The 25,920-nt window shown below is 51.4% G+C and carries 26 protein-coding genes; 10 read left to right on the forward strand and 16 right to left on the reverse strand.

Annotated elements, in window-relative coordinates:
- Nucleotides 1–7: 7 nt before the first annotated feature.
- Together FVF72_RS08625 and metG are read right to left on the reverse strand one after the other, a co-directional pair.
- A complete protein-coding gene (locus FVF72_RS08625) occupies nucleotides 8–1,585 on the reverse strand; it encodes a DUF530 domain-containing protein (protein WP_147671872.1) in 1,578 nt (525 codons plus the stop codon).
- A gap of 56 nt (nucleotides 1,586–1,641) precedes the next feature.
- A complete protein-coding gene (gene metG, locus FVF72_RS08630; protein WP_147671873.1) occupies nucleotides 1,642–3,600 on the reverse strand; it encodes a methionine--tRNA ligase in 1,959 nt (652 codons plus the stop codon).
- Between the two features lie 269 nt (nucleotides 3,601–3,869).
- Here metG and priL point away from each other — a divergent pair, with 269 nt between their 5' ends.
- Nucleotides 3,870–5,183: a DNA primase large subunit PriL gene (gene priL / locus FVF72_RS08635; RefSeq protein ID WP_147671874.1), complete on the forward strand. Its 1,314-nt coding sequence runs from the start codon at nucleotides 3,870–3,872 to the stop codon at nucleotides 5,181–5,183.
- 4 nt (nucleotides 5,184–5,187) lie between these two features.
- Nucleotides 5,188–6,153: a DNA primase catalytic subunit PriS gene (priS, locus tag FVF72_RS08640; RefSeq protein WP_147672039.1), complete on the forward strand. Its 966-nt coding sequence runs from the start codon at nucleotides 5,188–5,190 to the stop codon at nucleotides 6,151–6,153.
- 2 nt (nucleotides 6,154–6,155) lie between these two features.
- Here priS and cca read toward each other — a convergent pair whose 3' ends face one another.
- From cca to FVF72_RS08675, 7 genes are all read right to left on the reverse strand, one after another.
- Entirely contained in the window at nucleotides 6,156–7,514 is a 1,359-nt protein-coding gene (gene cca, locus FVF72_RS08645; RefSeq protein WP_147671875.1) for a CCA tRNA nucleotidyltransferase, read from the reverse strand.
- A gap of 73 nt (nucleotides 7,515–7,587) precedes the next feature.
- On the reverse strand, nucleotides 7,588–8,142 hold the full coding sequence (gene thpR, locus FVF72_RS08650; RefSeq protein WP_147671876.1) for an RNA 2',3'-cyclic phosphodiesterase: 555 nt from the start codon (nucleotides 8,140–8,142) through the stop codon (nucleotides 7,588–7,590).
- A gap of 18 nt (nucleotides 8,143–8,160) precedes the next feature.
- Nucleotides 8,161–9,093 carry an HPr kinase/phosphorylase gene (locus FVF72_RS08655; RefSeq protein ID WP_147671877.1) on the reverse strand — a complete coding sequence of 311 codons (933 nt, stop codon included), beginning with the start codon at nucleotides 9,091–9,093 and terminating at the stop codon, nucleotides 8,161–8,163.
- Between the two features lie 53 nt (nucleotides 9,094–9,146).
- Nucleotides 9,147–10,271, reverse strand: a complete 1,125-nt coding sequence (locus FVF72_RS08660; protein WP_013295779.1) for a 3-dehydroquinate synthase II — start codon at nucleotides 10,269–10,271, stop codon at nucleotides 9,147–9,149.
- Between the two features lies 1 nt (nucleotide 10,272).
- Nucleotides 10,273–11,073, reverse strand: coding sequence for a 2-amino-3,7-dideoxy-D-threo-hept-6-ulosonate synthase (locus FVF72_RS08665; protein WP_013295778.1), 801 nt, complete (start codon nucleotides 11,071–11,073; stop codon nucleotides 10,273–10,275).
- Nucleotides 11,054–11,614, reverse strand: a complete 561-nt coding sequence (locus tag FVF72_RS08670; protein ID WP_013295777.1) for a class I SAM-dependent methyltransferase — start codon at nucleotides 11,612–11,614, stop codon at nucleotides 11,054–11,056. The genes FVF72_RS08665 and FVF72_RS08670 overlap by 20 nt, the downstream gene beginning before the upstream one ends.
- Nucleotides 11,615–11,787: 173 nt before the next feature.
- Complete coding sequence (locus FVF72_RS08675) at nucleotides 11,788–12,642, reverse strand: pantoate kinase (RefSeq protein WP_147671878.1); 855 nt, start codon at nucleotides 12,640–12,642, stop codon at nucleotides 11,788–11,790.
- Between the two features lie 81 nt (nucleotides 12,643–12,723).
- Between FVF72_RS08675 and FVF72_RS08680 the strand changes: the two genes are divergently transcribed.
- Nucleotides 12,724–13,389, forward strand: coding sequence for a histidinol phosphate phosphatase domain-containing protein (locus FVF72_RS08680; RefSeq protein WP_147671879.1), 666 nt, complete (start codon nucleotides 12,724–12,726; stop codon nucleotides 13,387–13,389).
- A 269-nt stretch (nucleotides 13,390–13,658) separates the two neighbouring features.
- On the opposite strand, the gene FVF72_RS08685 is transcribed toward FVF72_RS08680, so the two are convergent.
- Nucleotides 13,659–14,582 (reverse strand): Ig-like domain-containing protein, encoded by a 924-nt coding sequence (locus FVF72_RS08685; protein WP_255503713.1) that lies wholly within the window; start codon nucleotides 14,580–14,582, stop codon nucleotides 13,659–13,661.
- 432 nt (nucleotides 14,583–15,014) lie between these two features.
- On the opposite strand from FVF72_RS08685, the gene FVF72_RS08690 reads away from it, so the two are divergent.
- Nucleotides 15,015–15,968: a zinc metalloprotease HtpX gene (locus FVF72_RS08690; RefSeq protein ID WP_147672040.1), complete on the forward strand. Its 954-nt coding sequence runs from the start codon at nucleotides 15,015–15,017 to the stop codon at nucleotides 15,966–15,968.
- Nucleotides 15,969–16,026: 58 nt separating this feature from the next.
- Nucleotides 16,027–16,167 carry a hypothetical protein gene (locus FVF72_RS09285; protein ID WP_187239631.1) on the forward strand — a complete coding sequence of 47 codons (141 nt, stop codon included), beginning with the start codon at nucleotides 16,027–16,029 and terminating at the stop codon, nucleotides 16,165–16,167.
- Between the two features lie 75 nt (nucleotides 16,168–16,242).
- Here FVF72_RS09285 and FVF72_RS08695 read toward each other — a convergent pair whose 3' ends face one another.
- Together FVF72_RS08695 and aroD are read right to left on the reverse strand one after the other, a co-directional pair.
- A complete protein-coding gene (locus FVF72_RS08695) occupies nucleotides 16,243–16,854 on the reverse strand; it encodes a S24/S26 family peptidase (protein WP_147671881.1) in 612 nt (203 codons plus the stop codon).
- Nucleotides 16,855–16,856: 2 nt separating this feature from the next.
- Complete coding sequence (gene aroD / locus FVF72_RS08700; RefSeq protein WP_147671882.1) at nucleotides 16,857–17,522, reverse strand: type I 3-dehydroquinate dehydratase; 666 nt, start codon at nucleotides 17,520–17,522, stop codon at nucleotides 16,857–16,859.
- Between the two features lie 283 nt (nucleotides 17,523–17,805).
- Here aroD and FVF72_RS08705 point away from each other — a divergent pair, with 283 nt between their 5' ends.
- From FVF72_RS08705 to FVF72_RS08720, 4 genes are all read left to right on the forward strand, one after another.
- Entirely contained in the window at nucleotides 17,806–18,534 is a 729-nt protein-coding gene (locus FVF72_RS08705) for a hypothetical protein (RefSeq protein WP_147671883.1), read from the forward strand.
- 117 nt (nucleotides 18,535–18,651) lie between these two features.
- Entirely contained in the window at nucleotides 18,652–19,521 is an 870-nt protein-coding gene (gene sucD / locus FVF72_RS08710; RefSeq protein WP_013295769.1) for a succinate--CoA ligase subunit alpha, read from the forward strand.
- On the forward strand, nucleotides 19,521–20,714 hold the full coding sequence (gene hmgA / locus FVF72_RS08715; protein WP_147671884.1) for a hydroxymethylglutaryl-CoA reductase (NADPH): 1,194 nt from the start codon (nucleotides 19,521–19,523) through the stop codon (nucleotides 20,712–20,714). The genes sucD and hmgA overlap by 1 nt, the downstream gene beginning before the upstream one ends.
- A gap of 32 nt (nucleotides 20,715–20,746) precedes the next feature.
- Nucleotides 20,747–21,325, forward strand: coding sequence for a TIGR00267 family protein (locus FVF72_RS08720; RefSeq protein WP_013295767.1), 579 nt, complete (start codon nucleotides 20,747–20,749; stop codon nucleotides 21,323–21,325).
- A 168-nt stretch (nucleotides 21,326–21,493) separates the two neighbouring features.
- Here the strand turns inward: FVF72_RS08720 and FVF72_RS08725 are convergent, their stop codons facing one another.
- From FVF72_RS08725 to FVF72_RS08740, 4 genes are read right to left on the reverse strand one after another with little or no spacing between them, the layout of a single operon-like run.
- Entirely contained in the window at nucleotides 21,494–22,327 is an 834-nt protein-coding gene (locus FVF72_RS08725; protein ID WP_013295766.1) for a TatD family hydrolase, read from the reverse strand.
- A 4-nt stretch (nucleotides 22,328–22,331) separates the two neighbouring features.
- Entirely contained in the window at nucleotides 22,332–23,024 is a 693-nt protein-coding gene (locus tag FVF72_RS08730) for a DUF116 domain-containing protein (RefSeq protein WP_013295765.1), read from the reverse strand.
- Between the two features lie 53 nt (nucleotides 23,025–23,077).
- On the reverse strand, nucleotides 23,078–23,554 hold the full coding sequence (locus FVF72_RS08735) for a hypothetical protein (RefSeq protein ID WP_147671886.1): 477 nt from the start codon (nucleotides 23,552–23,554) through the stop codon (nucleotides 23,078–23,080).
- 3 nt (nucleotides 23,555–23,557) lie between these two features.
- Nucleotides 23,558–23,713: a hypothetical protein gene (locus tag FVF72_RS08740; RefSeq protein ID WP_013295763.1), complete on the reverse strand. Its 156-nt coding sequence runs from the start codon at nucleotides 23,711–23,713 to the stop codon at nucleotides 23,558–23,560.
- A 200-nt stretch (nucleotides 23,714–23,913) separates the two neighbouring features.
- On the opposite strand from FVF72_RS08740, the gene FVF72_RS08745 reads away from it, so the two are divergent.
- Nucleotides 23,914–25,914, forward strand: coding sequence for a VWA domain-containing protein (locus FVF72_RS08745; protein WP_147671887.1), 2,001 nt, complete (start codon nucleotides 23,914–23,916; stop codon nucleotides 25,912–25,914).
- Nucleotides 25,915–25,920: the final 6 nt, after the last annotated feature.

Raw genomic sequence — 25,920 nt, forward strand, 5'->3', positions numbered from 1 at the left:
AAACCACTCAATCACCTTTTATAAGGTTAAGAAACATTTTAGCCCTGTCAGTAGATGGCTTACCCAGGTTTTCAATGCTCCTCTCCTCCTCGGCCACGTCCTCCACACTCACATGGAAGAGTTTGGCGCATGTTTCAGCATCAATACCTGCCTCCATGTGCAGCACAGCGGCACCAAATGCAAGGGGGTCAGGTTTCATGTGCAGGCCCTTCATTTTCTCCTCAATCTCAAATTTCCTCAGGAGAACATCCCCCAGATTTTCAATGTAGACCATTCCACAGTTCCAGTACCCTCTGAGGAGTTCCAGGGCGTCCTCACTGAACTCATCGAAGGTCCTCGCCTGTGTCCTGTCAAGTACGGGTCTGAGGTTGGGGAAGGGGCCAGAATACTTGGAGCGGCGGTCCAGGGATGTTCCAAGGTAGTAGAAGGCAACATCCCAGAGAATGAGGTTCACGGGAACATCCCTGAAGACCTCCCTCTTGAGTTCATCCATTTTCTCCAGGTCCTCCTTTAGCAGGGGGTTGAGGTTACCGTTCTCATCACCAAGGCTAGCTTCATGGATTAGCCTGTGCATCCTCTGCAATCGTACCTCACTGAGTTCATCCTCGGAAATCCTGAGATCAGGTGAATATGTTCTGGCATCAAAGACTATCTCCCGGTACCTCTCCACGGCATCGTAATCCCTCAGGTTCTCCCTGTAGACGGCATCCCGTATCTCATCTATTATCCTCTGGGAGAACCCGGCATATGCAAGTGCAAGGGCGGTCCTCGTGTACCTGTCATTCACTATGCTGGATTTTTTCCTGTGGAACTGTATCAGCTCCACCCTCACATTCGGCCCATACTTCTTCCTCAGCATCCTCTCGTAGTCATCGTCCTCACTGTCAAGGGTTATGCGCCTTCTGATCCACCTACCATCCTCAAGGACCCTTATAACCAGGGTGGCCGATCTTACAGCCCCCTTCTTTTCATTTTTAAGTAGCCTCATTATCTTCTTGAGGGCCTTCCTGGCCCAGAGGCTCAGCTCGGACATCTTCACCATGTAATCCCCTGAGAGGGGGAGGTGCGGTATTATCTCCGGCCTGCATAGTGCTCGGTCATTGAAACTGACCTCGAGGCTATCTGATCCGCAGGGGCACTCAACACCCCCTGCTGCGTCATTGAGCTCCACCTCCCCCAGCCGCAGGGTCCTTGAACATTCATGGCATGTGAGGACAGCGTACTCCTCAATGTTACCAAGGGCTATCCTGTGGGATGATATTGCAGAGTTAACCCTGTCAAGGAGGTTCTTCTTTACAGATGCCTTCATGCGGAAGTACTGGGCGTGCCTCTTTATGTCATGGATGTCCTCAGCGATTTCAGGGGACTGATGAGTGCTGTACCCGGATATTGACCTGAAGGGATACTTGAAGCCCCTCAGCTCCATGGCCTCCTTCAGATCCTGAAGCTCCTCAAGGTTTCCCCGAAGATATACGTAAAGGTTGAGGAGTGCTTCCGGCGACTTAAGATCGTCTTCAGAGATCCTTCTATCCCTTATACTCTCCAGAAACCTTTCTGACCTTGCAATTAGACCTGATTCGTTCATACTATTCTCCAGCCAGGTACAGCATACAGGGTTATCAGAGGTTTTTTTTATCACATCTACATTATCCGTTCACCGATACCTGCATCACCGGGGTCCAGTATGTTCAGTGATTCACCGGTTGCAAGGACCATACCCTCGGATTTAACACCAAAGAGTTTGGCGGGTTTGAGGTTGGCAAGGACGGTAACCTTCCTATCAAGGAGATCCTCGGGGCTGTACTTCTCTGCAAGGCCAGCAACCACCTGCATTTCCCTTTCACCCATGTCTATCATGAGTTTGAGGAGCTTATCTGACCCCTCTATTCTCTCAGCTGATCTTATAATACCCACCCTGATGTCCAGGGCTGCAAAGTCATCGATTGTCACGGTTTCAGACACACTATCCTCCTCCTTGATGAGTTTTGATTTCTCCTCCTCAATTACCTCATCGGGTATCTTTGAGAAGAGGGGCCGGGCCTTCTCTATGACCCTCCCCGGTTCAAGTTCATGGAAGCCCCATGATTCATCCTCCATGTTCATGATGGAGAGCACCCTTTCCGCTGAGGACGGCATGAAGGGCATTAGGAGTTTCCCGAGGTTGGCCGCAAGGAGGTTGCACAGGTAGAGGCATGTTGAGGCCCTCTCAGGTGACTCCTTAATGGCCTTCCATGGTTCCTGATCGTTGAAGTACTTGTTACCCTTCTTTGCAAGTTTAATCACTGACATCATGGCGTCCCTGAACTGGAAGTTCTCCAGGAGCTCACCCACAGTATCAGGGGCTCTTCTTATGGAGTTGAGGAACTCCTCGTCCTCTGCTGTGAGTTCTGATGGTTCAGGTACCCTGCCATCAAAGAACCTCCCTGTGAAGGAGAAGGTCCGGTGGAGGAAATTTCCAAGAACATCTGCCAGTTCATCGTTGACCCTCCTCTGGAAGTCGTCCCATGAGAAATCGGTGTCCCTGGTCAGGGGGGCGTTGACTGTGAGGTAGTACCTCAGAAGGTCCCTGGGGAATCTTTCAAGGAAATCTGATGTCCAGACAACCCAGTTCTTACTCGTGGACATCTTCCTCCCCTCAAGTGAGAGGTACTCCCCGGCTATTATGTTCTCAGGGGTTCCGCACCCGTAGGCCATGAGGAGGGCAGGCCAGAATATGGCGTGGTGGTATATTATGTCCTTTCCTATGAAGTGAACCGCGCCTGCATCCCAGTAGTCCCTCCAGGGCTTTCCGGTTTTCCGGCTCCAGGCTGCAGCGGATGATATGTATCCAAGGAAGGCCTCACCCCAGACATAGATTATCTTACCATCATTTCCCTCAAGGGGTACAGGGACCCCCCAGTCCATGTCCCTTGTGAGTATCCAGTCCCTGAGGCCCTCCCTGAGCCACTGCAGGGCGTAGTTCTTAACATTTGAGGGCATATCTGATTCCTCAATCCATTCCATGAGTTCATCCTGGAACTGGCTGAGGCGGAAGAAGTAGTGCCTTGAATCCCTAACCACGGGCTCTGACCCGCACACCATGCACAGGGGGTCCTCAAGCTGGAGGGGTTCAAGGTGCCTTCCACAGGCCTCACAGTGGTCTCCACGGGCACCCTCACCTCCGCAGTGGGGACAGGTCCCCTCAACGTATCTATCCGGGAGGAAACGCTGGCAGCTGTTACAGTAGAGCTGCTTTATGTCCTTCTCGTATATGTAGCCCTTCTCATAGAGTTTCAGGAAGAAGTTCTGGGCTATCTCATAGTGCAGCTCATCGGTTGTCCTTGTGAAACTATCAAAGGATATGTCGCATTCCTCAAGGTCACGTTTTATCATCTCATGGTACCGTGTGGCAACTTCAATGGGTTCCAGGCCCTCACTCTCTGCCTTGACGGCTATGGGTGTCCCGTGTTCATCTGTGGCGCACACAAACAGGACATCGTCACCCCGCAGCCGCCTGTACCTTGCATATATATCTGCGGGTATGTAGGTTGACCTCAGATGACCGAGATGCGTGGGCCCATTGGCATAGGGAAGTGCGCAGGTGATAAATACTTTGCTCAACTCAAACTCCTCCTTGAATCATGAAACGGGTTAGAATAAGATGGGTAATATCATTAAGATACAGTTTAGATTTAAGGTTTACCTCTATATAAATTTATGTGAGGGAATTTAAAACCATCTCCATTTTTCATGGAACCGTTTAAAGGGCTTCCTTAAGGTCTTACGGACCCATGCGCCCCTCCAATCCCCAGAGGTCAGATCTTATTCGGATTTATAATTTTTATAATGGACCCATATCTTTATGGGTCACCTCAGTAAACAGTTTAAACATGGTGTCTTCACTTTTCATAAACCCATTCTCAGAGGATGCCAGGGAAATTGTAAGAAACTATGGATCCCCTGACACGATATTCGAGGCCAGCAGCGCACTCCTCGATACAGTTAAACGTACAAGGGGCCAGAAACTTGATGACAATTCACTCCTCCCGGGAAGCATAGGTGACCTTGCCATCAAGAGACTGGAATGGTACCTCCGGAGGCAGAGGAAGGGTTTTGATCATGGGGACTACGCATACCTCATGGACCCCGGGATAGAGGAGTACGATGTAATTGCATTCTATGTCCTTGCACAGGCGGCAGGGGCGGGTTTCAGAAGGGGGTCAAGGGAGGTAAGACTGGTCATTGAATCTGCAGGGGCCCTTGTGGAGGACCGCTTCAGGGTCCTTGGAAGTGAAAGGGATGAGATAATCGAGGAAGTCCTCATTGAACTTGGATCCGAAGGAACCAGCTGGATCGAACTCTCAGAACTCATTGGATCAGGTAAGCTGAGGCTCACAGACCTCATACTCCACAGGGGGAGGGTGGTGATTGATGAGGACGAATTCCTGATGACATTCCAGGATAGGATAACCGACAGGGACCCCAGGAGTCTCTACGCTGCACTTGTGGGTCTGGAACTCAAGGAGACAATGATATCCCGCATAATAATGCAGAGGACAGAGGACTACATCGCCAGGGTCTCTGAGATGAGCTCCACAGTGGAACCCCACCCCATCATCCTTGAAACAGCAGACAGGATAAGGGAGACTGTTAATGAGGTCACATCATTCAGGGGTGGACCGGTTAAATCTGCGGGGCCAGGTAAACTCGTCCCGGACGCATTCCCCCCATGCATAAGGGGAACCCTGGATGGTGTGAAGTCCGGTAACAGGAACGACGCCATCGTCCTCCTCCTCACCTCATTCATATCCTATGCAAGGCTATACCCCTCGGTCTTCAGGGACCGGACACCCCTCAAGGTTTCAGACCTTGACCCTGACCTCAGGGTGATCCGGGAGGAGATACTCCCCATAATATATGAGGCAGCAGAGAGGTGCGAACCACCCCTATTTGAGGACGACCCCCAGGAGAAGCTGAACATAACAGCGAAGCTTGGTTTCGGTGTCCATGATGAACCTGAACCCGAACATGAGGGTGAGAGTAAATGGTACACCCCCATGAGCTGCGAGAAGATCAAAATACACCTACCCGACCTCTGCAGACCCGATGAGCTCTGCAGGAGGATCACCAACCCCCTCACCTACTACAACAGGAAGAGGTGGGAGCTCCACAGGGGGAAGTCAGAACAGGAAGGGGAGGACTGATAGGATCTTTGAGGCCGCAACACCCCTTGAGAGGAAGAGATACTACCGTGAAGAGTGGGATGTAAGGAAACTCCCTGACTTCATAGCCAGGAACATCCATATGAGGGAGTTCGGATTTGACCACACAGGCAGGGGACCCAGTGACAGGTACAGGGTATTCGATGATGAGAAACGCCTTTCAAGGTTCATGAGGGCCAGGTTCCCATTTGCGGCCTACTCCTCCGTGGCCTTCTACAGGGAGCCGGGTAAGAGGAGGGGCTGGCAGCGATCTGAACTCATCTTTGACGTGGACGCCAAGGACCTTCCTGTGAGGTCATGTGACTGTGAGGGGGTCTGTGAGACGTGCCTTGATGAGGCAAGGGAACTGGTCCTCATGATGGTTGACACCCTCAGGGGTGACCTGGGACTGGGGGACGTGCACGTGGTATACTCGGGGAGGGGCTACCATATAAGGGTCCTTGACCCTGGGGTCATGGAACTTGGATCAGAGGTTAGGGCTGAGATCCTGAGGTACACCGCCGGTGCACGCAGGCCCAGGAGGAAATTCATACAGAGCGGCCAGTCATATGAGATGGAACACTTCTCCATCCCCCTAGGGTACCACAGGGTCTTCACAGAGAGGGCGAAGCACGTCTTCCTCCACATGAGGGGTGATGAGAGTATAGAGAATGTCACGGCAAGGACGGTCCGTGAAGTTGTGAAGAACAGGGAGCTCCTCCTTGAGGACAGGTGGGGGGAGTTCAAGAGGAGGATAGGCCCAAGGGTCTACCCGAGGCTGGTTGCCGGGGTTGCCGGGATAAACATGAAGATGGTGGACGCCAAGGTCACAATTGACCTCAAGAGGATACTGAGGCTCCCCACATCACTCCACTCCAAGGTCAGCATGATATGCATGGAGGTTAAGAACCCCGAAACATTTGATCCCCTTAAGAGTGCCGTCCCAAAGTTTGTTCATGAAAGGGAATCATAATATCATCTTCTAATGGCCTTCCAGGGATTCAGGAAGGCGTCAAGGAACATCAGAAATTCAGGGTCCAGTGATCCAAGGGTATTCTCAAGGAAATCAACACTGAAGCCATTTATCAGTTCTTTGCGTATGTGTTTTCCCATTTTGAGCCTTTCAGGTTTTGATAGGAGCCTTTTAATGTAATCAACCGCGTTCCTATCCCTCCTGGGGGATTCCACCACAAGCCTCGGACCCTCAACCCATACCCTCTCATGCCTTTCTGTGAACCTCTCACTGTGCCGCCTGGACCAGACAGGAGGCCCGTATCTCTTTCTGTAGGATGGAAGCGCCCACACCTCCATTTCAATGAGCATAGAAGCGACACTTGATTCATCGCTCCAGTAGTCGGCCCCAAGAACCGAGAAACCCTCATTCTCCAGGTTTCTCACGATGGAATCAAGGGTCTTCCTGAGCTGGGGGTAGAGGGCATCCGCCGGGACATCAGGCACCCCGCTGGATACCAGGATAACCTTTGAGCCCCTTTTTTCAATGGTTTCAAGTATTTCACCGGCATCTGAGGTGTACTGTGGTTTTCTGAAGTATTCTGGTTTCGGGTCCCTCAGAAAATTTCTGGCTGCAGTTACAAATTCCGCCATCCGCTGCAGTGTGAGTGCCGCCGCAACGTTCCTGTTCCTGTCTACAGGGTCAACCACCACAAGGGGCTCCTGGAAGCCCCCACCGGTACCATGGCCCTCGAGGTCTATGATGTAGCCGGGCCTCCAGCTGAGGGCGCCTTTAAGCACCCCCTCAAAGTCCCCGTAGTGAAGAACCAGGAGCTCTGCAAGGTAACCTGCAAACCCTCCAACCCTGAACTCGGATCCGTAGGTCCCTGTTGACTTCATGAACTGTTTGAGGAGAAGAACCTCGTCCATCTGCTCCTCCTTAAGGTTCCTCTGGATATACTCTGTGTGGAGTATGGTTCTGTCAACGGCGGATCTGAGTTCTGAGGCATTGGATATCCTGTAGCAGGGAACGAAGTCCACCTCGTAACCATCTATGTGTCCTGTAACGTAGGGGTGTGACGCATACCTCTCCTCGGCCTCTCCCTGAAACCTCTCTATGCAGAGGTACCCGAGTTTCAGGCCCTTCTCCTTCAGTTCATCCTCGGGGGTGTCCAGGGGGAAGTGGATGAATATGTCGATGTCGGCGCCGCCTGAGAGCCAGGTCCCCTTGGCAACTGAACCCACAAGGAAGGCCTCAGCATCGATCCCCCTGCTCTCTGCAAGTTCATTTATACATTCAACAAGGCTCTCTGATAATTCCATGACCCGCTGATATTCTTCTCCTCTGGGTTTTATACTCTCAAGTATTTCACTGTAGTCCATGTTTATTCACCATGTTATCCGTTTATACTCTCAGTGCACACTGTCGCATGTCCACCATATCAATTAAAATTAATCAGATTCTGAAGACCTCAAGGTCACTGTAGACGGGTCCCTCAGGTGTGAGCTCACTCCTTTTAAGTGAGACCCTGTCAACCCTCAGGGCGCCGGCGTCCACATTCTCAAGCTCCCCTATCAGGGCTGCAAGTTTCTCACGGTTCCTCGGACCCTTGACCCGCCCGATGGTCAGGTGGGGCACGTACTCCCTTTCCTTCCGGAATCCTATCCTGGCAAATTCCATGTCCAGGTTCCTCTGCAGCTCTGAGAATACCCCGGGGTTTTCAACACCAAGCCACACCACCCGGATGTAGCGCGGGTTAGGGAAGACTCCCGCCCCCATCACGTGAAGGTCGAATGGTTCATAACCCTTCAGGGTTTCCTCAACCATCCCCCTTATCCTCCTCAGTTTGCCCTCACCCACATCACCGAAGAATTTCAGGGTGAAGTGGAGGTTCTCAGGTTCAACGAACTTTATCTGGGCATCGGCGCCCCTTATGATATCCTGTATCTCACACACCCTTTCCCTTAATTCATCGTCAACATCAACTGCAAGGAAGGCCCTGACCTTCATTTCATGATCCTCCGTGTATTACCTGTCAAGTTTTTTCAGCCTTTCAAGGCTCCTGGCCGGTGTTTCAATGGTGTTGAGTATATGGAGTTCCACCCTGCCCAGGAGTTCACTGAAGAACCTCCTGCGGAGCCCCATCTTTCTCTCATCCCTTACAAGCTGGTGGGGGTTGCAGAAGTCATTTTCCAGCAGATACTTCAGGCCCTCATCTGGATCCAGTCTCCTCATCGGGGGGTTATCAGGATTTCTCTCAAGGAGAACAACCCTCTTGAGTGTGGTGGACTCCCTTATCCGCCCCCCGAAGAGCATCCCAACATCTGCGACCCCCCTGGATCTGGCATCCAGTTTCACAGATTCCAGGAGGGAGGAGTACTCCTTCCACACCATCCCTATATCGTCCCGGATGTAGGAGTTCTTCTCAGATGCATAAACGAGGACCCCGTTCTCAAGTAGGCGGGTGAAGAACCAGTCATCTGAAACATAACTGTAGGCCCCATCAAGGAGTAGACCGTAGGTGAGGGTCGTCTTACCTGTACCCGGCGGCCCTATGATCGCAAGTCCAGCCCCTTCACGGTCGAGGGCTGAACCATGGACCGAGTAGCGGCGGTGCTCTGAATGGTACTCCTCAAAGAAGTCGGCAACCGCTGCAAGGGCTATGCTCTTAACCCAGCCATAGTAGTCACAGTTTTTGATTATGACTGTCTTTGAATTTGCCTCGTAGAGAACCTCCAGGTCACCACCATCTGACACAGCAAATACCTTTGCATGAGGCCTCACATCTTCGCTCATGAATCTGAAGTTGTCCTCCCACTCCTCCTTGAATGACACGTCATCTGTGAGGAGCTTGACGCAGGCCCCATGGAGGCTGGCCTTCCTCTCAAAGAGTCTGAGTCTGGAGAGTTCAGCCAGGATTTCATCCTTTTCCCCGGGCGTTATGAGCCTCACGCTGTACATAATATCCCATCTGGGGGTGATGAATTGATGATGGTGATTCAACACCAATCTACTCATTTCTCGATTATGGTCTCTGTTATGGCCATACCGAAGTGCCTTGCAGAGTCCTCAAAGTAGACAAGTACCTTATCACCCTCACTGAGCTCACTCACAGATACAGGCTCACCCCTATCATTCACCAGCCTTATTGTCTCGGCGTTCTGCAGGAGTGTCCTCACCTTCACGCCCTCGTACTCTGCCTCAACAAGCATCAGGGGCCTCTTCTCGATCTTAACCCGGCCGACAACCGCGGTCCTTGACCTCCCATTCCGGTCAACGATAAGGACCTCATCCCCGGTTTCAAGTTCAGAGAGGTACTTTGTCCTGCCACCGGGTATCATGACGTAGGCCTGGACAGGCCCGGCGTTCACGCGGAAGGGCCTTGAAGCCACATACTCGCTTTCAAGGGACTCGCTGTGCACCAGGAAGAGACCCTGTGAGTAGCTGCCCACCAGCATACCCTCACCGACGTCCATCATTGAGCAGGTGTCCACGCAGACCCTGTCACCGGAGCCCAGGGGCTCAACCCTGGTTACCGTGGCGGACTTGAGTTCATAGGTTTCACTTTCAATCTCCTCGAGGAGCTCTGCTATGGCCTTTATCTGTGAGATGTCCACTGGTTCTATGAGCACACCGTCGGTTCCATGTTCAAGGGTTTCAAGGGCAACCCTCGCCTCATCGGCATCTGCCACCGCCGCGACCAGTTTAACGTCCTCTTCCTGGAGATCCGCTATTATGTTCTCAAGGGGGATGATCTTCCAGTCCTCACCCACGAGTATGAGGTAGTCCACGATACGGCCCAGTTTCCTTGCAAGTTCCTCGTGGGCCTTGCTCCTTATCTCAACGTAGGCCGCAACCTCCTTACCCCCGGATTTAAGCTCAGCTGCCATTTCAAGGTCCCTTGAGTAATCAAGGGTCTCGGGGAGTTCCAGGGTTCCGTCGCCCTCCCCATCCTTTCCAATGAGTACTATGTCTGCCTCTTCCTCAGGTGATATCAGAGTTAGGCTTCCAAGCTTCTTTATCCTCTCGGCATCAGAGGTGTCCACTATGTGGTCTATCCCTGATTCGAGGGCTGCTGTTATGAAGGCCTTCTTCTCATCCCAGTAGGTGTCGGGGGCCATCAGCCATGCGAATTTCATCTCAGTCGCCACCCCTGAGTATCCTGACGGCATCCTCAACTTCAAGGCCGTCATGGACTATACCTGCAATGGCCCGGGTCATATCTGCCGGGGAATCGGCCTGGAAGATGTTCCTTCCAATGGCTACACCGGCACCGCCTGCATCTACGGAGTCCCTGACCATCTGGAGGAGTTCCTCCTCTGTCTCAATCTTCGGGCCCCCAGCTATCACCACAGGGACAGGGCAGCCCTTCACAACCTCCCTGAAGGTGTCAGGGTCACCGGTGTAGTTGGTCTTTATTATATCTGCACCCAGCTCTGCACCTGCACGTGCTGCAAGCTTAACAACCTCAGGGTCGTGCTCGTCCTTTATCCTGTCACCCCTGGGGTACATCATGGCTATGAGTGGCATTCCCCAGTCGTCACAGATCTCAGCCACGGTACCGAGCTTTATGAGCATCTCGGGCTCCCTCTCGGATCCCACGTTCACGTGGACTGATACTGCATCGGCGCCCAGCTTGAGGGCCTTCTCAACCGAGGTGACAAGCACCTTATGGTTGGGGTCAGGGCCGAGTCCCGTGCTTGCGGAGAGGTGTATTATGAGGCCTATGTCCCTCCCGTACCCCCTGTGTCCGCTCCTCACCATCCCCTTGTGCATGAGGACGGCGTTGGCTCCTCCGCTTGCCACCTCATCAATGGTCCCTGCCATGTCTATTATCCCCTTAACGGGTCCAATTGAGACCCCATGGTCAAGGGGTACTATGACAGTCCTGTCCGTCTTTCTGTTGATTATCCTCTCAATTCTAATCCTTTTGCCTATCATGGGCACCCTCCTTGTAGATTTTACTGGACCAGAGTTTAAATTCCCTGAGCCTTGGTGGGATTCCAGCGTCCCCACTTGACTCAAGCCATCCATACCCTGAGGTGAATGACTCTTCGGTGATGGATGAGCATACAAAGTCCAGGAGGCCCCGGTTCCTTATGATTGAGGCCCCTGGTTTGAGTGTGGATGACCATATGAAGTACACCTTGAAGGTTGTATCTGGATGATAACCCCCTCCAAGGTCAACGCTGAGCACATCACAGGATTCAATCATACTGCAGACCTCTTCAAGGGTTTCATGGAGGCGAACATCCCCAGATATGAATTCAACATTATCCCTCTCCCTGCTCAGGGCCTCCATAACATCAACCGCCTCTGGGCTGTTATCAACCGCCACCACCCTGCCCTCCTGCACAAGGTCAGATATTATGCGTGTTGAGTTTCCTATGTGACACCCCAGTTCAACAACGGTATCCCCGGGCCTCAGGACCTCCCTGAGGACGTCCCGGTAGATGTTTATATCATATACCAGTCTTATCATGGCCTCACCTGTCTGTCCCCTTCACACCATTCATCCGGGGATCCCTGATGCAGAGATGGGAACAGTGATTAATATAATCTTTTAATTTAAAGTATTTTCCCCCTAAATCCACAGATATGTTCATTATCACCCATAGAACCCCCCAGATGGTCTTCTACCCTTTAACTCCAGCATCACAGAAACCTTGCACCTGAAAAGTCAATTCCATACACATCATCGCCCCCGGCATCAGGGTCCTCTGACAGGGCGAATACCGTGTTACCCAGCATCGCCATGGATGCCCCCAGCGTCCCCTCAGAGAGGGCCTCCAGGGGTTCTCTGAGTTCAGGGGTTATGAGTGAGGTTCCTGTGGCAAACTCACGGGAGAGTTCCATGAACATCCTAGGTGTCGGCTCCCTGAGGAGTCTCCGGATCATCCCGGCACCCATCCGGTTTATCTCCCCAACCTTTGTTTCATCACGGATGACCGATGCCGTGTCAAGCTCCCCAAGGGTCTCTGTTAAGACATAGAGGCCCCTGTCAGTGATCCGGTCTGTCCTCCCGTATCCAGGCGGGCCCTCCCTGGTTCTTATGACTATCCCGCCGGTCATCTCGGCTATCAGGTCCCCCAGTCCTGTTCCAAGTTCCACCTCGGCCTTGTGGGCCACTGAACCTGCAGTGTTGACCGTGACAGGGAGTTCAAGTTCCCTTACAACTGCAAGGACACTTCCCAGGGCGCAGGCCGCGGATGCCCCGAAACCACACCCTATGGGGACATCAACCCTGTGGTGTATGCTCACACCCTCCCTGAATCCTGTTATTTCCCTTAGTATTTCAAGGGAACGCAGGCTAACTGATTCCCCGTTTTCTTTCTTTCCGTTGACCCTTACAACCGTTTTATCTTCGGAACCCCTGACCTTTATGGAGGTTTCAACTCCACGGTCAAGGACTACCCCTGCGCCCCTGGAACCTGTTCTCAGGGGATCATCGGCCCTTACAACCTCAAAGAATCCGGTTATATGTGCTGGGACAAAGACGGTGGGCTTCATTTAAATACTTCCCTGGACATACTCTAACTGTTCACTGGTATATTGTAACATAAATATAATGATTTTTAAGGAGGACCTGCCATCAGAAAGAGGATTGATCTTCACACCCACAGTCTCCTGAGTGACGGTGAGCTCCTGCCATCGGAACTTGCAAGGAGGGCATGTGTCCTGGGACATGAGGCCATAGCCATCACAGACCACATAGACGCCTCGAATATAAACACCATAACATCCCTCATAGACGCGGTTGAGGATATTGGAGATAACTGGGACATCAGGGTCATACCGGGGGCTGAGATAACACATGCTCCTGTTGAGATAATTGAAAAGCTTGCAGTGAGGGCAAGGGGCCTGGGGGCTGAGATCATTGTTGTGCACGGGGAAACAATCGTTGAACCTGTGATTCCAGGCACCAATCATGCGGCTGTGAGCTGCCCGGAGGTTGATATACTGGCACACCCTGGCCTCATAACGGTGGATGATGCTGAACTTGCCCGTGAGAATGGTGTTACACTTGAGCTAAGCGCAAGGAAGGGGCACTGCCTGGGTAACGGGCATGTTGCAGGTGTTGCCCGTGAGGTGGGGGTTCCGGTTGTCATTGACACCGACACCCATGCACCTGGGGACCTCCTTGACTATGACACGGCACGCCGCGTGGGTCTTGGAGCTGGACTCAATGAATCAGAGGTTGAGGATGCCCTTGTTAAGAACCCCAGAAAACTTCTTAAGGGTAATGGCATCATCTGAGCCATTTGATTAATAGATTGGTTTTTTCTGAGCTTTATATTTATTTTTTCAGGATTAGAAAAACTGGTGAATGATGGTAAATCGATAGGGGATCTAGAAAAAAGAATTTTATTTTTTCAGGATTAGAAAAACTGGTGAATGATGGTAAATCGATAGGGGATCTAGAAAAAAGAATTTTATTTTTTCAGGATTAGAAAAACTGGTGAATGATGGTAAATCGATAGGGGATCTAGAAAAAAGAATTTAATAAGTGAATTTTTAATGTGTCTTCACCTTCGCCCCGTTCTGAACTTCAGGGTCCACCTCTTCTGTGGGGAATCCACCAGTGCTGCAGCGGGCACCACGAGGGTGTACCACCTGTTTCCTGAGAGTCTGGATAGGGGTTTCACATTGAGGGTGTTGCCGCTCACCCACTTTTTAATCCTCACGGTTTTCCCGAACTGGTTCCTGAGTGCTATGCTGTTCCAGTATCTGCCCGGTGTTATGCGACCAGAGAATGTGACCCTGATGAGGGGTCTTCTTGTGGTCATACCCCCCCATTTGGGATTGCTTGAGGTTACACTGGGCCCGGTTGCCGTGTATCTCTGAAGGCCGTCAAGTGCTTTTACCAGAAGACCCGCGTCGCTGAGTTTCCGTGAGTAGGTGTCATAGAAGTATGTCTCATAGATCACTGTATTGTAACCCTGTGACGCTATTGGTATTGTGACATACTGGGGGCTTGTTGGTTTTGGGGGCCTGTAGATTTTCAGGAAATTCATGCGGGCTATTATCTGGTCAGTGTAGTTGATGGTTGCGGTGTTCTCTGATATTATGTCCAGGAATCGTGGATAGGCGTATCCACTGTTATGGTAGTGGTTCTCATGGCAGTCTATGACGAACATGGGCTTCTCGTTCTTTATATCTGGTACTATGAAGTCCCTTGCAAGGAGCTGGCCGTTCATACGGCCCCTTGAGTAATCATTCACGTCTCGGGTTACGTGGACACTGTAGAGGACATACCTCTTTGTGAGGTTTGATGTCTGAATCTTCTCTCTCACTGCGCTGTGTATACCTGACTCCTGGGGGTGGACGCCTATGATGACTGCAATGGTTTCGTTTGAGTTGAGATCCCCGTAGTAATCCTTTTCAACGTACCCGTAGGTCCTGTTTCCAAGATGCACGGCCTGTGAGGATCCCATGAGGGCAAATACCATCACAATAATTAAAAGTTTCCATAGATGCTTCATATTGATCAACTGGAACTCATTTAATGGAAAATATGTCAAAGAAGATATATAAATACTGTGATAATGATTTAGATCAGCGACCAGATAACATCCTCCCAGAGAAGGAACACAACACCGTGAGCTGTTACCCTAAAAATGTCTTCTCACCAAATACCTTCTGTTACCCGCCATCACAGTATGGACCGTTGAAATAAAAGTAAGGGATAAAAGGAATGATGGCAAATTAATAAGAATATTTCTAATTAGCTGCACCTCTGGGGTTATATATCTGCACCCATATAACTGAACGCAGTGATCCGACTTTTAATAATTTGATGTCAATAAATAACAAAAAGTTTATATCCCCTCAGAATAAAATAACTCATTGTAACTAATACCATGATGGAGGAAAAAGCCAAAATGAGAAAACTCAGCACATGGAAACTGAAGCTAAGGATGTTCCTGGCAACAGCACTTTTATTTGGTATAATCTACGCCATACTCATAGCAATAGGGGCCCTCATGGGATTCGGCGGTCCACTGTTCTATGCCCTGCTTGGTTTTGGCATAGTGTTCCTTCAGTACCTCCTCTCCCCCAAGATAGTGGAACTCACAATGAACGTCCACTACGTCAGTGAGGCCGAGGCCCCCAGGCTTCACGCCATGGTGGATGAACTTGCAAGGAATGCAGGAATACCCAAACCCAGGGTTGGAATTGCAGAGATTGCAGTGCCTAACGCCTTTGCCTTCGGGAGAACAAAATCAGACGGTAGGGTATGTGTAACGAGGGGAATACTGAACCTCCTTGATGAGGAGGAACTCCGGGCCGTCCTTGGACACGAGATATCCCACATAAGGCACAGTGACATGATAGTCATGACCCTTGTGAGCGCGGTTCCACTCATCTGCTACTACATATTCTGGAGCACCATATACAGCAGGGACGACGATGCAACCCTGGTTGGAATCGCGGCACTCATAGCGTACTTCCTTGGCCAGCTGATAGTCCTCTTCATATCAAGGACAAGGGAGTACTATGCGGACCAGGGCAGCGTGGAGATCGGTGGCCAGCCACACAAACTTGCAAGTGCGCTCTACAAACTGGTTTATGGCTCCGCTGCATTTGACAGGGATGAGCTGAAGCAGGTTGAGGGTGTTAAGGCGTTCTTCCTTAACGATGTGTCCGATGCCAGAAATGAGATAAATGATCTCAGCCAGCTTGACATTGACATGGACGGCACCATAAGCATGGCCGAGCTTCAGAGAGTGAAGTACAGTGGAGTAAAGGTTGGTGTGGGTGCAAGGATACTTGAACTTCTCTCAACACACCCAAACATGCTCAGAAGGATTGAGAGGCTCTCTGAGTTCACCTAATTAATTTTTTATCTTGTAATTCAACTTTTTTTTGCAATATGATCTGATTCTCAGGGGATTGTATTCGGTTCTGGAACATATAGTGGATCTGCAGGAAATTGTGAATAAAGCTGTGAGTTCAATGATGCGGACGTTCAGAATACTTTCACTGATCTTCATGACAGGTTTCTTCATCAGCATCATCGTTCCAGGCAAGTAGAAAACGTAGAAAGGTTAGGGAGGAGGTTTGGGGTTTCAGTATTGTAGAAAAGGTGGGGAGTAGGTGTGTGGGTTTTCAGTACTTCTTCACAACACCCACAATGGCCGACCTTGGGACCCATGTGTTGAGGGGCGTCCTGACAATCACCGATGTTGGTGTATAGATGCGCTCAACCTTCTTGTTGTCACTCATTAGGTACACCCTGGTGGGCTCTATCTTACCCACCCTCTTCACGATGAGGCCATACTCTGGGTGCTTGGCTATAACTATGTCCCCAACCTTGTAGTCGTCTGTCTTGAGCACTATGAGTTCCTGCCCATCCCTGAGCGTCGGGTACATGGAGTCACCGCTCACAACGGCTGGCATGGGGAGCTGATCAACACCGAACTGTGACTCAATGGTCACATCAACCTTACTGTAGCCGTAACTCCTTGCTATATCTGTAACATTGGCCTTTATTGTCTCAACGGTACTGTCAGGGTCGTTGATGACGTCCGCCATGTATTCACCGATCTTCTGCTCCATCTCGGGTGGAGCTTTCTGAAAGAATATGGTGTCCGCCTCAACCGTGATGTTAACCCCGTCAGTCTTTATTGTGATATCAACCGAATTGGCGTTCTCAGTATAGTAAAATGCACCTGCAAAAGCGATGACAAGCACTGCAAGGATAATCAGAACCTTCTTCATCTTCAATCCTCCGGCATGAGTTCATCAATCATTGTCCTGGTGATACGGACGTCCATCTGTCCTGGTGCTGTTGAACGGTCCGCTGATGCAAAGGTTATTGGGGCACCGAAGAGGGCGGCTGCGACCCTAGTGTATTTCCCGGCTTCCCCCATGGATATTGCTATTGTATTATCCTCCACCGAGAGCAGCTGGAGAACCACGAGGGTGTCTGCCATGTTCTGGGGCATAACAGCCACCTTTGCAATGTCCCCGAATTCCTTCTCCATCCGGACTATCCTCAGTAGGGCCTCAAGTGATGGGGTCCCTGTGAAGTTATGGTAGGATATGATGCTCCCGGCGGCAACTGCCGTGACCCTCTCGATGTACTCAGGGTCGGTGCTGAGTTCAACATCAACATAGCGGGCCACCTCGGCAGCGGAGCTCAGGAGTTCTATCCTCTCAGATTCAGTGCCACTGAAGTGGCCTCCCTCCTCTGGGGATCTGTTTGTTGCTATTACAGGAAAGCCAATATCCTCTATGACCCCTTTCACCTCAGCCCCCGATGGCCCTTTGAGGGCGTCTATTCTGAGCTCCAGGATATCGGCTCCTGCCTCTATGGCCCTTTCTGCGGATTTGATAACAGCTTCACATGTCCTTTCAAAGATGGGGACACAGATCATGGTTTCCATTAATTATTTCTCCTTAGTTTGTGGAGTCTCGAGAACCAATAGTTTACACTAACCTCTATATGTTATTTCTGGTAATTAAATTTTGCATGGGACGTCTGGCTACCGCAACAGTTTCATTCCAATCATACGCCACGGTACTCAGGAACACCCACATTCCACAGGGTTCTGCTGTAACCTATTTATTCCTGCAACTAGGATGTTATGGAGAAACTCCCATCCTTCATCGAGGTTCTGCTGTAACCTATTTATTCCCTCACCTCAAATTAGGTATCAGGTGATTGATTTGAGGATAACTTCCATAGGTGCAGATATATCAGATAATGATACAAGCTGCAGCAGGGAACTTATAAATGCACTGGAGGCCTCGATACCAGGTCTCCTTGACGCGGGTGCAGAGAGCGCAGCACTCACAAACATAACAGGCGACGATGTGGTTATAAGCGCATTTGTAGAGGATGATATGCTGGAGGACGTGAACAGGGCAATAGTTGAGATACTCAGGGACTCATCAGAGAGCCTCGGCGACCTTGAGGGGATATCAGATGAACCTGACGGTGCAGGTGAGGGTATATCCTATGCAGAGGCACTTGTGAGGCAGGATCGTTACCCTGATGCGGTTATACTGGCATTTGACACCTATGGTGGTGAAGAATTCGTGGCTGATGTTGCGAACTCAGCCATAAAGGCTGCTGGGGGAATGGATGGCGTTACAGATGTGAGCCAGGAGATCAAACCGGGGGTCCGCAGGATTCCGGGAGTGGGTTATGTTTCAGATAAGACCGATGACCCGGTTGTTGTGGCGACCATAGAGGATATGGAGAGTGTCGGGGTCGTTGCAGGGGCCATGCTGGGGGCAGCCCTTGGACACAAGAACGTGTACCTTGTAAGGAGGGGCTCACCCTCACATGTGATACCCGGAAGTGTAATAGTCTCTGCCACAGCATTCCTCAACGGCAACCTCATCGACCTTTCGGTGCCATTTGAGGAGAGAACAAGAATACTCATGGTCTGAACCTGTACCTCACAGGGGTTACGATGGGTCTGGAATTGAGGCTTTCAGGGCCACTGGTGGGTTGACTGATCACCAAGTATTTTAGATTTCACCAACATAGTATTGAGGGGATTTATCATGATACTGCTTGATGAGGATACCAGATGCCTGGTTCAGGGCATAACAGGTAAACAGGGATCATTTCATACGGAACAGATGCTTGAATATGGAACAAGGATAGTGGCCGGCGTGACACCGGGTAAAGGTGGGCAGGAGTTCCTTGGCCTCGGCGTCTACAACTCGGTTGAGGAGGTCAGGGAGGAGATGGATGTCAATGCATCCATAATCTTCGTACCGGCACCCTTTGCCAAGGACGCGGCCTTTGAGTCCATAAGGCACCTTGACCTTGTGGTTATAATAACAGAGCACATACCGGTCCATGACTCAATGCAGATAATGGAATACGCTGAAAGGATGGGTAAGACAGTTATAGGGCCCAACACCCCGGGTATAATAACCCCCGGTGTTGGTAAACTGGGTATAATGCCCACAAACATCTTCACCGAGGGCAACATAGGGATAGTCTCAAGGAGCGGGACACTTACCTATGAATTCGCTGCCCAGCTCACAGAGGCGGGCTTCGGCCAGAGCACCTGTGTGGGGATAGGGGGCGACCCTGTCACGGGTCTCGGATTTGTGGATGTCCTTGAGAGGTTTGAGGAAGACCCCCAGACCGACGCCGTTGTCCTCATAGGTGAAATAGGGGGAGACGCCGAGGAGAGGGCCGCAGAGTACATAGGTGACCACATGTCAAAGCCGGTCTTTGCCTTCATCTCAGGCTCAACTGCACCTCCAGGTAAGAGGATGGGCCATGCAGGGGCCATCATAGAGGGCGGTGCAGGAACCGCGCAGAGTAAAAGGGAGGCCCTTGAAGCCGCAGGTGCAGTGGTTGTTGACAGGCCATCCGCCATAGTCAGGGAACTCAGGCGCATGGAGGGGGCTCTCTGATGTCACTCATGGATGACCTCCTTGAGGGTAAGATAAAACTCTATGAAATTGAAAGGCACGTACCTGTTGATGAGGCTGTCAGGATAAGAAGAGAGTTCATTGAGAGGGTCTCAGGCGCCGGACTTGAGCATGTATCCCACTATACAATTGACATGGATAGGGCGTCAAGGAGGAACATTGAAAACCCCATAGGTGTCGTTCAGATTCCCCTCGGGGTTGCCGGGCCACTGCTGGTTAAGGGTGAACATGCAGACGGCGAGTACTATGTACCCCTTGCAACCTCAGAGGGTGCACTGGTGGCCTCTGTGAACAGGGGTTGCTCTGTGATCACAGGGGCCGGGGGTGCATCTGTCAGGATAACCGGTGACTCTATGACAAGGGCCCCTGTAATAAGGACTGGTTCTGCTGTTGAGGCCTTAAAGCTCAGGGAATGGATCCAGGAGAACATTGACGCCCTCAGGGAGGAGGCTGAGTCAACAACGAGGCATGGGAAACTCATAAAGATAGATCCCATCATCGTGGCGGGGCCCTACGTTTACCCCAGGTTCGTATACACAACAGGGGATAGTATGGGGATGAACATGGTCACCATCGCCACAGAGAAGGCCCTTGAACTCCTCACAGAGGAAACAGGCGCCCATGTGATTGCCCTGAGTGGAAACCTCTGCACCGACAAGAAACCAGCATCCATAAACCTGGTTGAGGGCAGGGGTAAGAGCATCAGTGCAGAGGTAACTGTACCCGGGGAGATGGTTGAGAGGGTCCTCAAGACAACACCAGAGGCTGTTGTTGAGGTTAACACCACAAAGAACCTCCTGGGATCAGCCCTCGCTGGGAGCATGGGATTCAATGCACACTACGCCAACATAATAGGCGCCATATTCCTTGCAACGGGCCAGGACGAGGCCCACATTGTTGAGGGTAGCCTCGGGGTTACCGTTGCAGAGGAGAAAAACGGCGACCTCTACTTCTCAGTTAACCTCCCTGATGTGCCCCTTGCAACTGTTGGGGGCGGCACGGGACTTGAGACGGCATCCGAGTGCCTTGATATCATGGGTGTCCGGGGTTCAGGGGGTGTACATGAGTTTGCAGAGATCGTGGGGGGAGCTGTCCTTGCAGGTGAACTCTCCCTAATGGGCGCCCTTGCAGCAGGCCACCTTGCACGTGCACACAGTGAACTGGGGAGGGGTTAGCCCTCATTGACTGAAATGATGGATGATCAGAGATGGATATACGTGAATTTCTTCATGAGTACATCAACATGAGCCGCTATGTGGCTCTCGGGACACTTGATGGTATACTGGCTGTGATGGGTGTTACACTCACCGCCAGTGGAGTTGCAGGTGCCGGTGGTCTCAGTGTGGACAACCACCTCATAGCCCTGACAGGACTAAGCGGGGGCGTGGCCCTTGCAATGTCCAATGCCTTCGGTTCATTCATAGGTGAGAGGGCTGAAGAAACAAGGACAATGCGTGAGCTTGAGAGGAAGATGATGATGGATGAGGGTAAACTGGATGACACCATCATCCACCAGCAGGCAAGGCGCCGCGTGTACATGAGCATGTTTACACATGGATTCTCAAGCTTCCTCGGCTCCTTTGTACCTGTACTCCCATTTCTTGTGTTATCTGAGAGGATGACAGCAACCATTGTGACCGTTGTACTGTGCCTTGCGGCCCTCCTGGTCCTTGGTGTCTATCTCGGGAGGGTTTCAAGGGAGAACATCTACAGGACGAGCCTTGAGGTTGTTGTGATAGGGATCCTGATAGGCCTTGTAAGCATCTTCCTTGGGGGATCCCACTGAAAAAGATTTTTTTGGTAGATGCAAAAGGTTATTAACAGATTTTATTTTTTCTGAAATGCTTTATCCATAAACAATTAACTGTTGGGTCAGAACTTAGCGATTATAAACCGTAGGCGAGGGTGTGATATATGATTTCATTGAGTACCTCTGAGGTCAGAACTTGGCGATTTATAAACCGTATACCCTTTCAACGGTCTCCTGGTGTATCCTGTAGGCGTCCTCCTCGGTGAAGATCCCCTTATTCAGGAATTCAATTGTCCTCCGTGGGACGGTCTTGGGTCCGAGGACCGCGCCGGGTCTGCTGCTATCATCTAGGTAATCGGTTTCCATGAGGAAGCATGACCCCTTCCTGATACCCTCCCTTATGACATCCCCGGATGCAATGAGGGATGGTGTGAGTCCATGGTTCTCATCCCTTCCTGTCAGGGGACCGGAGAAGTGCTTTATGACCATATGCTTCTTTATACCTGCCTTAGAGGCCATCCCTGCGAATTCCCTGAACTCTTCAGGTCCCGATGTCTCGGTGTGGAGCTGCACAGGACATGAGGCCTCGGCTGCAAGTTCCATGGCATACACCATCAGCCTGTTGTGGATGGCCATCTCCTCAGCGGGGACAGGGTAGTGGGGTCTTCCAACCTCACCTATTGCAACGGCCCTCCCCTCAAGGACCAGTGACTGGGCATATTCCAGGCCCTCCCTTATCATCTCCTCGCCCCTCTCAGGGTCGTGACCGGCCTCAAGGAGCCTTGATAGCTCCGCCGGGTGGAGTCCCACCACAGCATATGCTTCAACCTCTGTCTCATGGTTGATGATGTCAGCGTACTTAAGCACCGTATCCATGGTTTTTTTGTAGTCTGTGCCGGCGTTTATGGTCCAGGATGGCTTGTTGGGGATTATCATCCTCCTACCACCGGACCTCTGAAATTTAAGGGCCACGGCTTTCGGTCCCTCGCCGTTGATGGGGTCAACGTGTATGTGGTTATCGGTGATTGGTATGTCCAATCTATCACCGCTCCAGGGTTTTCTCGGGTACCTGGTTCATGCAACCACGTGGTCTTCTCATCTCACCTTCAAGCCCCATCTTCTCGAGGACGGCCCTGAAGTCCACCTTTGTCTTGAAGCACCCGTCCCTGAGGAGGGGGACACCCTGTGGTGTGAACCTTGAGAGCTTCATCATGGCCAGGTTGAGGTCCTGGTAGCATGCCACCCCGAGGACCGCCTTGAACCTACGCTCCTCCATTATCTTCTTTATGAAGGTTGACCCCGGTATCACGAATACCGTGTACCCTATGCTCTCGGCCCGCTCCTTGATCTTACCTATTATGCAGCGGTTGCAACCCGTGCAGACAAGCCCTGTCCTGTCGAGCCTTGCCTCACATTTGGGGTTCCTGAGGCAGTGGGGCAGTACAAGTGCCTTTTCATGGGGGTCTATTGACCGGAACCTCTTCTCGTTGATCTTGTTCCTCACTTCAACCCCTATCTGGTCCACTATGCGGCTGTTGAGTCCCAGTGTCTCTGAGAACTTTTTGAATGGACCGTAGAACATGTCTACTGTGATAAGGAGGAGTCTGGGGAATATCAACCGGTCCTCATTGAGAAGGAGCCTTCCAAGGAAGAGGCTTGAGGCAAGCATCACAATGAGACCCAGACCCGCGATGAATACCAGCTGCCCGAATATCTGATAGAATTCGTTGATCATAATCATTCACGTTCATGGTTTATGTGGGTGTACTTAAAAATAGTTTCCCCACCTCACCACTCAAGTTTTGTCACCCGCGTCCTGATGCCCGGTGGCGTGTTTGAGAGTTTAACCAGGCCATTCTCCGACACTATCCCCATTCCTGAGAGTTCGCTGACCGAGCAGAGGAGGTGATGGTCCGGGTGGGTGCCAGGGGTTATCTCGCAGCTCAATCTTATGGTATCTGAGGCAGAGACCACCATTTTCAGCCTCCTGGACCCTGGATGGTTCTCAGGGAGAACAACAAGGGGATTTTCTATCTCAAGGAGGAGGTAGGCGAGGGCCATTATGCCCCTCCTCGCCTTTTCCCCTGAGCTGAATGCAGATATGACTATGAGGTCGTCGGGTTCAAGGAACAGGGCGACCTCGTCATCAGGGGTGTTCATGAAGATGGTTCTCCTCCTGCCGGAGGGTATTATGCCAAGTGTACCTGAGTCCGACTCCACAAAGAGTATCCTGTCATCCCTCAGATTGAATTCCAGACCACTCACCCTCTAGCCTTCACATTCAACGTTATCTGACTGGCATGATGGGCAGATTATCCGCCTTCCAACACCCTTGAACTCGTTTCCACAGTCAAGGCACTTACATTTACGGGTCTTCATTTTCTTGATGTCTATATCAGCCATTGGACCTCCAACAGTGCACATATCTATCACCAGCTTAATCTATCTTCGGCATCCCTTATTTACTTTATCCAGAGGATTCCTACACTTGACCATTATTTTAATACCATTATCTACCTTCTACAGATTCCTACACCAGAAGCCCATTTTAATACCATTTCACGTAAAAACTTATTATTGAGAATAAAGATAGAATTATATGGTTATAAAAACCAGGTGAGTTAATGAAGAACCTTATTTTTCCATTCACAGCTATAGTTGGACAGGAGAGGGTGAAAAAGGCCCTTATACTCAATGCAATAAACCCCAGGATAGGCGGTGTACTCATAAAGGGTGATAAGGGGACAGGTAAAACAACCGCCGTGAGGGCCCTGGCAGACCTTCTCCCATCACTGCGGACAGTTAAGGGCTGCCCCTTCAACTGCGACCCTGATGAACCTGAAGAGGCATGTGGGGTGTGCCGTTCAGGTGACCTGGAGGTGGAGTACCGGAAGATGCGGGTGGTTGAACTACCACTGGGTGCAACAGAGGACCGGGTGGTTGGTTCCCTTGACATAGGGAAGGCGCTCACAGAGGGTATAAAGGCCCTTGAGCCGGGTATACTCGCAGAGGCCAACAGGAACATACTCTACGTTGACGAGATAAACCTCCTGGACGACCACCTGGTGGATGTCCTGCTTGATGCGGCGGCCTACGGTGTGAACACAGTTGAGAGGGAGGGAATATCCCTTCAGCACCCATCAAGGTTCATCCTGGTTGGGACCATGAACCCCGCTGAGGGTGAACTCCGGCCCCAGCTCTCAGACAGGATAGGTATACACATAAATGTTGGGACGGTCACCGACATCAGGCAGAGGATCCTCATAATGAAGCGGAGGGATGAATTCGAGGATGACCCAGAGGGATTCGTTGAGAGGTTCGCTGAGAGTCAGCGGGAACTCAGGGAGAGGATAATGGAGGCCAGGAAGCTCCTTCCAGCGGTCACCATTGACGACGACCTCCTTGAGCTGATAGCAAGGGTCTGTGTCGATGCGGGTGTCGATGGGCACCGGTCCGATATTGCAATCGTGAGGACCTCAAAGGCCATAGCGGCCTTCAACGGCAGGAGGAGGGTCCGTGAGGAGGACGTCGAGGATGCCATAATACTGGTTCTGGGGGAGAGAATACCTGGAAGGACCTATAACCGTGAAAACACGAGAAGGGAGATGCAGAGGGCCCGTGAGGAGATGGAGCGTGAAAGGGAGTCAGAGGAGCCTGAATCAGAAAGTGGTGACTCAGGCGGTGACTCAGGGGAGGGTGAAGAGGATGAAACCCCTGCAGAGGGGTCGCCAGGTGAAGGTAGCAGTGGAGATTCAGGTGCTTCACCTTCGGCATCATCCCTGGGGGCCCTTGCCGCTGATGTGGAGGGCAGGGAACCTGAAACCCAGGACATGGACGTTGATATAAAGAAGCTCCTCAGGATCAGGGGTAAGAAGAAGGAGCGCCTCTACGGCTCAAGGGTTGAGTCAAAGACCACCAAGGGGAGGTACGTGAAGAGCAGGTTCCCCAGGGGCTCAGGTGACGTTGCTGTTGACGCCACACTGAGGGCCGCCGCCTCAAGGGGGGAGCTTAAAATAGAACCCGGCGATATAAGGGAGAAGATACGCAAGCACGGTGCAAGGGCATCAATCGTCCTGGTTGTGGATATAAGCGGGTCCATGTTCTCTGAGAAGAAGGCCGCCAGAGTCAAGGGCCTCATAGAGAGGTTCATAGAGGACGCCCAGAGGCATAAGGACAGGATAAGTGTTGTGGGTTTCCGTGGAAGGGACGCGAAGGTTATAATACCCTCAACAGCCAGGGCATCTTCATTCAGGGATACGGTTGACAGCATAAGGGTTGGTGGTACAACACCAATGGCACAGGGCATAAAGAGGGGCCTTGAGATACTCAGGGAGGAGAAGAGACACAGCGAGTACGTCCCGTTCATGGTTATCCTCAGCGACGGTATGCCAAACGTTGGGGTTGAGAGGAACCCCAAGAGGGAGGCGATTGAGGCAGCAGCCAGGCTCAGGGAGGAGGATATACCCTCCGCTGTCATAAACTTTGAGCAGGGCTCAAGGGGTGGAAGGGACCTCAACATGGAGATAGCCCTGGCCTCAGGTGGCAGTTACTATGACCTCCATGACCTTGAGGACCCATCCATAGCTGTTCCAGGGATAATGGAGCATGAGAGGGAGATGTTCTAGCAGAGC

It is taken from the genome of Methanothermobacter sp. KEPCO-1, assembly GCF_008033705.1.
Lineage (GTDB): Archaea > Methanobacteriota > Methanobacteria > Methanobacteriales > Methanothermobacteraceae > Methanothermobacter > Methanothermobacter marburgensis.

What these genes read in the sequence shown, in the direction of transcription:
- FVF72_RS08625 (WP_147671872.1), bottom strand. Translation starts at nt 1,585, where the DNA reads ATGAACGAATCAGGTCTAATTGCAAGGTCAGAAAGGTTTCTGGAGAGT.
- priL (WP_147671874.1), top strand. Translation starts at nt 3,870, where the DNA reads ATGGTGTCTTCACTTTTCATAAACCCATTCTCAGAGGATGCCAGGGAA.
- cca (WP_147671875.1), bottom strand. Translation starts at nt 7,514, where the DNA reads ATGGACTACAGTGAAATACTTGAGAGTATAAAACCCAGAGGAGAAGAA.
- thpR (WP_147671876.1), bottom strand. Translation starts at nt 8,142, where the DNA reads ATGAAGGTCAGGGCCTTCCTTGCAGTTGATGTTGACGATGAATTAAGG.
- FVF72_RS08655 (WP_147671877.1), bottom strand. Translation starts at nt 9,093, where the DNA reads ATGTACAGCGTGAGGCTCATAACGCCCGGGGAAAAGGATGAAATCCTG.
- FVF72_RS08660 (WP_013295779.1), bottom strand. Translation starts at nt 10,271, where the DNA reads ATGAAATTCGCATGGCTGATGGCCCCCGACACCTACTGGGATGAGAAG.
- FVF72_RS08665 (WP_013295778.1), bottom strand. Translation starts at nt 11,073, where the DNA reads ATGATAGGCAAAAGGATTAGAATTGAGAGGATAATCAACAGAAAGACG.
- FVF72_RS08670 (WP_013295777.1), bottom strand. Translation starts at nt 11,614, where the DNA reads ATGATAAGACTGGTATATGATATAAACATCTACCGGGACGTCCTCAGG.
- FVF72_RS08675 (WP_147671878.1), bottom strand. Translation starts at nt 12,642, where the DNA reads ATGAAGCCCACCGTCTTTGTCCCAGCACATATAACCGGATTCTTTGAG.
- FVF72_RS08685 (WP_255503713.1), bottom strand. Translation starts at nt 14,582, where the DNA reads ATGGTATTTGCCCTCATGGGATCCTCACAGGCCGTGCATCTTGGAAAC.
- FVF72_RS08690 (WP_147672040.1), top strand. Translation starts at nt 15,015, where the DNA reads ATGAGAAAACTCAGCACATGGAAACTGAAGCTAAGGATGTTCCTGGCA.
- FVF72_RS08695 (WP_147671881.1), bottom strand. Translation starts at nt 16,854, where the DNA reads ATGAAGAAGGTTCTGATTATCCTTGCAGTGCTTGTCATCGCTTTTGCA.
- aroD (WP_147671882.1), bottom strand. Translation starts at nt 17,522, where the DNA reads ATGGAAACCATGATCTGTGTCCCCATCTTTGAAAGGACATGTGAAGCT.
- sucD (WP_013295769.1), top strand. Translation starts at nt 18,652, where the DNA reads ATGATACTGCTTGATGAGGATACCAGATGCCTGGTTCAGGGCATAACA.
- hmgA (WP_147671884.1), top strand. Translation starts at nt 19,521, where the DNA reads ATGTCACTCATGGATGACCTCCTTGAGGGTAAGATAAAACTCTATGAA.
- FVF72_RS08720 (WP_013295767.1), top strand. Translation starts at nt 20,747, where the DNA reads ATGGATATACGTGAATTTCTTCATGAGTACATCAACATGAGCCGCTAT.
- FVF72_RS08730 (WP_013295765.1), bottom strand. Translation starts at nt 23,024, where the DNA reads ATGATCAACGAATTCTATCAGATATTCGGGCAGCTGGTATTCATCGCG.
- FVF72_RS08740 (WP_013295763.1), bottom strand. Translation starts at nt 23,713, where the DNA reads ATGTGCACTGTTGGAGGTCCAATGGCTGATATAGACATCAAGAAAATG.
- FVF72_RS08745 (WP_147671887.1), top strand. Translation starts at nt 23,914, where the DNA reads ATGAAGAACCTTATTTTTCCATTCACAGCTATAGTTGGACAGGAGAGG.